Source organism: Novosphingobium sp. Leaf2 (assembly GCF_001421325.1).
GTDB lineage: Bacteria > Pseudomonadota > Alphaproteobacteria > Sphingomonadales > Sphingomonadaceae > Novosphingobium.
Genome location: NZ_LMJY01000022.1, coordinates 124,622 through 130,621, shown reverse-complemented (window position 1 = coordinate 130,621; position 6,000 = coordinate 124,622). Strand labels below are relative to the sequence as shown.

Sequence of the window (6,000 nt, the reverse complement as noted above, 5' to 3'; positions counted from 1 at the left end):
GGCGCCGCGTAGCCACCAGGTTTGACCGCAACATCAAGACCTTCATGGCAACCATCGCCATCGCCGCCTTCGTCATATGGTGGCTCTAATGAGTCCGGACCCTAGTACTCTCCTCTCATGACGGCTGCGGTGAGGTAGAGACGAATGATCCATGCCTGAATGACCCCAGCGATTAGGGCAACAAAGAATAGGACCAACGCGATCATGAGCCGTCTGTCACGCGTCACCACTTCCTCCTTTTGATTGTCTGAATAAGGCTATGGCTTTCGGCGTCGGCTTTCACCAAAATTGAGCCATTGTCTCGACCGACCGGCGTGCCCAAACTCAGGTCGCAGATGGGCTTGTCCCGCGCCCTCTTACACGAAACTATACGGATCGATGTCGATGTTCACCCGCACGCCGCGCGGGAATTGCAGCGGCTCCAGCCATGCCCGCAAGGTCTTCTGCAATTCGGCGGAGCGGCGTGCATTGATCAGCAGGCGGAAGCGGTGGCGGCCGCGCAGCAGCGCCATCGGCGCGGGGGCGGGGCCGAGCACCAGCATGTCCGGCAGGTCCGGCGCGGTGCCGCCGATCGCGCGGGCCGCCGCCAGCGCCTCGGCCTGGTCCTCGGAGCTGACGATGATCGCCGCCCAGCGCCCGAACGGCGGGGCGCCCGCATCGCGGCGCGCTTCGGTTTCGGCGGCGTAGAACGCATCGCGGTCGCCGTCAGCCAACGCGGCGATCACGGCGGCTTCGGGGTGGCGGGTCTGGATCATCACCTCGCCCGGCTTCTCGCCGCGACCGGCACGACCCGCGACTTGCGCGATCTGCTGATAGGTGCGCTCGCCCGCGCGCAAGTCTCCGCCTTCAAGGCCCAGGTCGGCATCCACCACCCCTACCAGCGTCAGTTCAGGGAAGTGATAGCCCTTGGTCACCAGCTGCGTGCCGATGATGATGTCTATTGCGCGGCCCTCGGCCATCGCCACGAACTCGCCGATCGCGGCGGGCGTGTTCATCGTGTCCGACGTGACCAGTGCGGTGCGCGCCTCGGGCAGGATTTCCGCCACTTCGTCCGCGATCCGCTCCACCCCCGGGCCGCAGGCGACGAGGCAATCGCCCGTCCCGCAGTCCGGACAGGCATCGGGCACCGGCGTTTCGTGGCCGCAGTGATGGCACGCCAGCCGGCGGCTGAAGCGGTGTTCCACCAGCCACGCGGTGCAGTTGGGGCACTGAAAGCGATAGCCGCAGTGCCGGCACAGCGTGAGCGGCGCATAGCCACGCCGGTTGAGGAACAGAAGGGACTGCTCTCCCTTGGCCAGCCGTTCCTTCATCGCATCGACCAGGCGCGGGGCCAGCCAGCGCCCGCGTTCCGGCGCCTGTTCGCGCAAGTCCAGGATCGTGATGTCGGGCAGTTGCGCGCCGCCAAAGCGCGCGGGCAGTTCGATCTTGCGATAGACGCCGGCCTCGGCCAGCTGCATTGATTCCAGCGCCGGGGTGGCGCTTGCCAGCACGACGGGAATGCTTTCGAACTTGGCGCGCATCACCGCCACGTCGCGCGCGTTGTACCGCACCCCGTCATCCTGCTTGAACGAGACTTCGTGCGCCTCGTCCACCACGATCAGGCCAAGGTCGGCATACGGCAGGAACAGCGCCGAACGGGCACCGACCACCACTTGCGCATCGCCCATCACGATAGCCCGCCATGCCCGCCGCCGCTCGCTGGATTTGAGCGAGGAATGCCACAGCAGCGGCGGCACGCCGAAGCGATGCTCGAAGCGGCGCAGGAAGTTTTCGGTCAGCGCGATTTCCGGTAGCAGCACCAGCACCTGCCGCCCTTGCCGCAAGGCCTGGGCCATGCCTTCGAAATAGCATTCCGTCTTGCCCGAGCCGGTCACACCGTCCAGCAGGAACGGGGCGAACTGCCTTTCGCGTACCGCCTCCACGAACATGTCCGCAGCCTCTTGCTGATCAACGTTGAGGCGCGGCTGCGCGAAGTCCGGCAGGGCGGGGGGATACGGCTTGTGCAGGTCTACCGTTACCGGTTCGAGCAGCCCGGCATTGACCATCCCGCGCAGCACCCCGTCGGAAACGCCGGCAAGCTCTGCCAGTTCGCGGATGGACCCCTGCTCGCCCTGAAGGGCATCGAGCGCTGCAGCGCGCTGCGGTGTCAGCCGGGAAGGCTCTGCGCCGGTCAGGCGGTATTCCGTGGCCGTGCCGCCGCCGCGCAGCGCGGAGATGCTGCCTAGCGCCATGCGGGCAACCGAGGATAGCGGCGCGCAGTAGTATTCGGCGGTCCATTCGATCAAACGGCGCAGCTTTTCGGCGATCGGCGGCACCGGCATCACTTCCAGCACGCTGCGCAATTTCGCGTCAGGCACTTCCTGCGTGTTCAGGCGTTGGGGCTCCCAGACGATGCCGAGTATCTGGCGCGGGCCTAAGGGAGCAACGACGATCGATCCGAATTCGATCGTCATCCCTGCCGGGACGCGATAGTCGAGGACGCCAAGAGCGGCGTTGAAGACGAGGAGTCGGACGCGTTGCATGTGGCGTGCATATAGGCGCGCTTGAACAGGGTCGTGAAGGAGGTGGCGATGGAATATCGGGGGCAGATGCCGAAACTGCATACAAATGCGTTCGGGCGCAGGGCCGTATTGCTGAGTATGCTGGTGGCTGGATCGCTGGCTTTGCCGGGGTGCACCACGATGGGAATGCCGCGTACTGGCGCCGGCGGACAGGCAGACGCTGTTGACCGCCTGCTAATGCTCGCTAGCCAGCGCGCGTTCGCCAAGCTGACTCAGCCGGACGGTTTCTGGGACAGTACGGTAGCGCGCATCAATTTGCCGGTGCTTTTCGCGCGCCCCGGCTCCGGCGCAGAAAAGCTCCTGAAATCAAATCTTTTCCGTGAAAGCCTGCAGCACAAACTGAACAATTTCGCCGAAGGCGGCGCGCGCGCTGCGGCGCCGCTTGTCTACCAGTCTGTGCGGGCCCTGAAAGTTACGGACGGTTCGGCGGTTCTGCGTGGCGGCAACACGGCGGCCACTACGCTTTTGCGCACGACGATGGCCTCGTCCCTGGTCAATGCGATGATCCCGGAACTGACCCGCCTCATGCAGGAGGAAAAGGACCCGGTCGTCTCCTCTGCCGTGGCGGCGCTCAAGGGCGTGACGATCACCGATGCGGCGCATGCGCTCGCCCTGGATGCGGACAACGCCATCTGGTACGAGATCGGCGCGGAGGAAGCGGCCATCCGCAAGGATCCGGCCAGCACCAACGACCCCGCACTTACCGCTGCATTGCAGGCGGTCCCCGCCAGCTGATGTTACGCACGGGTTGTCGGATCGATGGCCGGCAACCCAGCGCTGGCCGTGCCCGGCGGGCTTGCCTATAGGCGGGGCAAGATTCGCAAACGCACATCCTGCCGGCTACAAGGAGCGATCCGCCATGAAGTTTTTCGCCGATACCGCTGAAATTGCTGACATCAAGGAGCTGGCGGATGCCGGCCTGCTTGACGGGGTGACCACCAATCCATCGCTGATCGCCAAGTCTGGCCGCGACTTCATGGAAGTCACGAAGGAGATCTGCGGTATCGTGGATGGCCCGGTCAGCGCCGAGGTCGTCGCGCTCGACCATAAAGGCATGATGCGGGAGGCCGAAATCCTGCGCAAGATTGCGGACAACGTGTGCATCAAAGTGCCGCTCACCATTGATGGCCTCAAGACCTGCCGCAAGCTGACCGGGGATGGTTCGATGGTGAACGTCACGCTGTGCTTCTCGGCAAACCAGGCGCTGCTCGCCGCCAAGGCCGGCGCCACGTTCGTCTCGCCGTTTGTCGGTCGCCACGACGATAACGGGTTCGACGGGATGGACCTTATTCGCGATATCCGTTTGATTTTCGACAATTATGCCTTTGAAACCGAAATTCTGGTCGCGTCCGTGCGCCATTCGATCCATGTGCTGGAAGCCGCGCGTATCGGCGCCGATGTGATGACCGCGCCGCCGGCCGTCATCAAGGGCCTGTTCAAGCACGTGCTGACCGAAAAGGGGATCGAAGGCTTCCTGGCGGACTGGGCCAAGACCGGCCAGTCGATCTGAATGGACGATGCAGGCTCAAACGGGGATCGCACGATCGCGCCATCCCCGTTTGAGCCTGCCGCCACGATGCGCTAATCGCCAGTCATGTCCGACGAATCTCCCGCAGACCGCTTCAAATCCGTGCTGGCCGGCACGTCTCGCGCTATCGCGCAGGACAAGGAGGTCGAGGTCAACTGGACTTCCGACGCACCCAGCTCCACCGGCAACACGTTTCGCGTGCCCATGCCTAGCCGCAGCATCCCGGCCAATCAGGCCAGCCAGGCGCGCGGCTTTGCCGACAGTTTCGCCCTGAAGCTGCGCCATCATGACGAGCGGCTGCACATGCGCCGCGCGCCGTCCGAGCCCACCGCCCGCTCCGCCTTCGATGCGATCGAGATGGTGCGCTATGAGGCGATCGGCGCGAATGCTTATGCGGGGATGCGCGGCAATCTGGATGCCGCACTCCTCACCCGCATTGGTACAGACCCGATCACCAAGGCCGAAACGCCTGACGCCGTGCCCGTGCCCGCCGCTTTGGCGCTGCTGCTGCGCGAAAGGCTGACAGGCCAGGAAATTCCCGAGGCGGCCCGCGCGGGCGTTGCGATGGTGCGCAACTGGATCGAGCGCAAGGCGGGCGCGGATTTCGACGCGCTGGCGCAATCGCTGGACGACCAGCAGGCGTTTCAGGCGCTCTCGCTCGACATGCTCCAGCACCTTGAACTCACCCGCACCGAGGAACTGCCGCAGGATCCTGACGACGCCGACGACATGGACGGCGATGAGGAAACCGAGGAGCAGGAAGACGGCGGCGAGCAGGGGCAGGACCAGCAGCAGCCTGCGGAAATGGCCGCTGAACCTTCCCAGGGTCAGGACGAGGGCGACAGCGAGGCTGACGGCGAAACCTCGGACGACATGCAGGAGGGCGAGGAAGGCCAGGAGGGTGACGATGGCATGTTGCCAGTGCGTCCCAACCGCCCGTGGACCGACATCCCTGACAGCTTCGATTACAAGGTTTTCACCGAAGCCTTCGACGAAGTGGTGGCCGCCAACGACTTGTGCGACGAGGAGGAGCTGACCCGGCTGCGGGCCTATCTGGACGCGCAGCTCAAAGGTCTGCAGGGCATCGTCACCCGGCTGGCAAACCGCCTGCAACGCCGGTTGATGGCCCAGCAGAACCGCTCCTGGGATTTCGACCAGGAGGAGGGGCTGCTGGATGCCGCCAGACTGGCGCGCGTGGTGGTATCGCCCGGCCAGTCGCTCTCCTACAAGATCGAACGCGATGTGGAGTTCAAGGACACCGTCGTCACCCTGCTGCTCGACAATTCGGGCTCGATGCGCGGGCGCCCCATTTCCATCGCCGCGATCAGCGCCGACGTGCTGGCCCGCACGCTGGAGCGTTGCGGCGTCAAGGTGGAAATCCTGGGCTTCACCACGCGTGCGTGGAAAGGCGGCCAGAGCCGTGAGGCGTGGCTGGCGGGCGGCAAGCCTGCGCAGCCCGGTCGCCTCAACGATTTGCGCCATATCATTTACAAGAAGGCGGACGAGCCCTGGCGGCGTGCGCGCAAGAACCTTGGCCTGATGATGCGTGAAGGTCTGCTCAAGGAAAATATCGACGGTGAGGCGCTGCTGTGGGCGCATAACCGGATGCTGGCCAGGCAGGAGGATCGCCGCATCCTGATGGTGATTTCCGACGGTGCGCCGGTGGACGATTCCACTTTGTCGGTGAATTCCGCCGGGTATCTCGAAGCGCATCTGCGCCGGGTGATCGAGTGGATCGAGAGCAAGTCTCCGGTGCAACTGGTCGCCATCGGCATTGGCCACGATGTGACGCGGTACTATCGCCGCGCGGTGACGATCATGGACGCCGAACAGCTTGGCGGAACGATGATCGAGCAGCTGGCCGGATTGTTCGAAGAAGAGGGACGCGGCTGAGCGCGGCTGCCCGCGGCT

Annotated in this window: 4 protein-coding genes; 3 read left to right on the top strand and 1 reads right to left on the bottom strand. The window is 64.7% G+C overall.

Annotated elements, in window-relative coordinates:
• Positions 1-356: 356 nt before the first annotated feature.
• Positions 357-2,522 carry a primosomal protein N' gene (locus ASE49_RS17535; protein ID WP_056775619.1) on the bottom strand — a complete coding sequence of 722 codons (2,166 nt, stop codon included), beginning with the start codon at positions 2,520-2,522 and terminating at the stop codon, positions 357-359.
• A 165-nt stretch (positions 2,523-2,687) separates the two neighbouring features.
• Here ASE49_RS17535 and ASE49_RS17530 point away from each other — a divergent pair, with 165 nt between their 5' ends.
• The 3 genes from ASE49_RS17530 (at position 2,688) to cobT (ending at position 5,982) form a co-directional block, all read left to right on the top strand.
• Positions 2,688-3,296 carry a DUF4197 family protein gene (locus ASE49_RS17530; RefSeq protein WP_235523051.1) on the top strand — a complete coding sequence of 203 codons (609 nt, stop codon included), beginning with the start codon at positions 2,688-2,690 and terminating at the stop codon, positions 3,294-3,296.
• A 124-nt stretch (positions 3,297-3,420) separates the two neighbouring features.
• A complete protein-coding gene (fsa, locus tag ASE49_RS17525; protein ID WP_056775617.1) occupies positions 3,421-4,071 on the top strand; it encodes a fructose-6-phosphate aldolase in 651 nt (216 codons plus the stop codon).
• Between the two features lie 84 nt (positions 4,072-4,155).
• Positions 4,156-5,982 (top strand): cobaltochelatase subunit CobT, encoded by a 1,827-nt coding sequence (gene cobT / locus ASE49_RS17520; RefSeq protein ID WP_056775615.1) that lies wholly within the window; start codon positions 4,156-4,158, stop codon positions 5,980-5,982.
• Positions 5,983-6,000 lie beyond the last annotated feature (18 nt).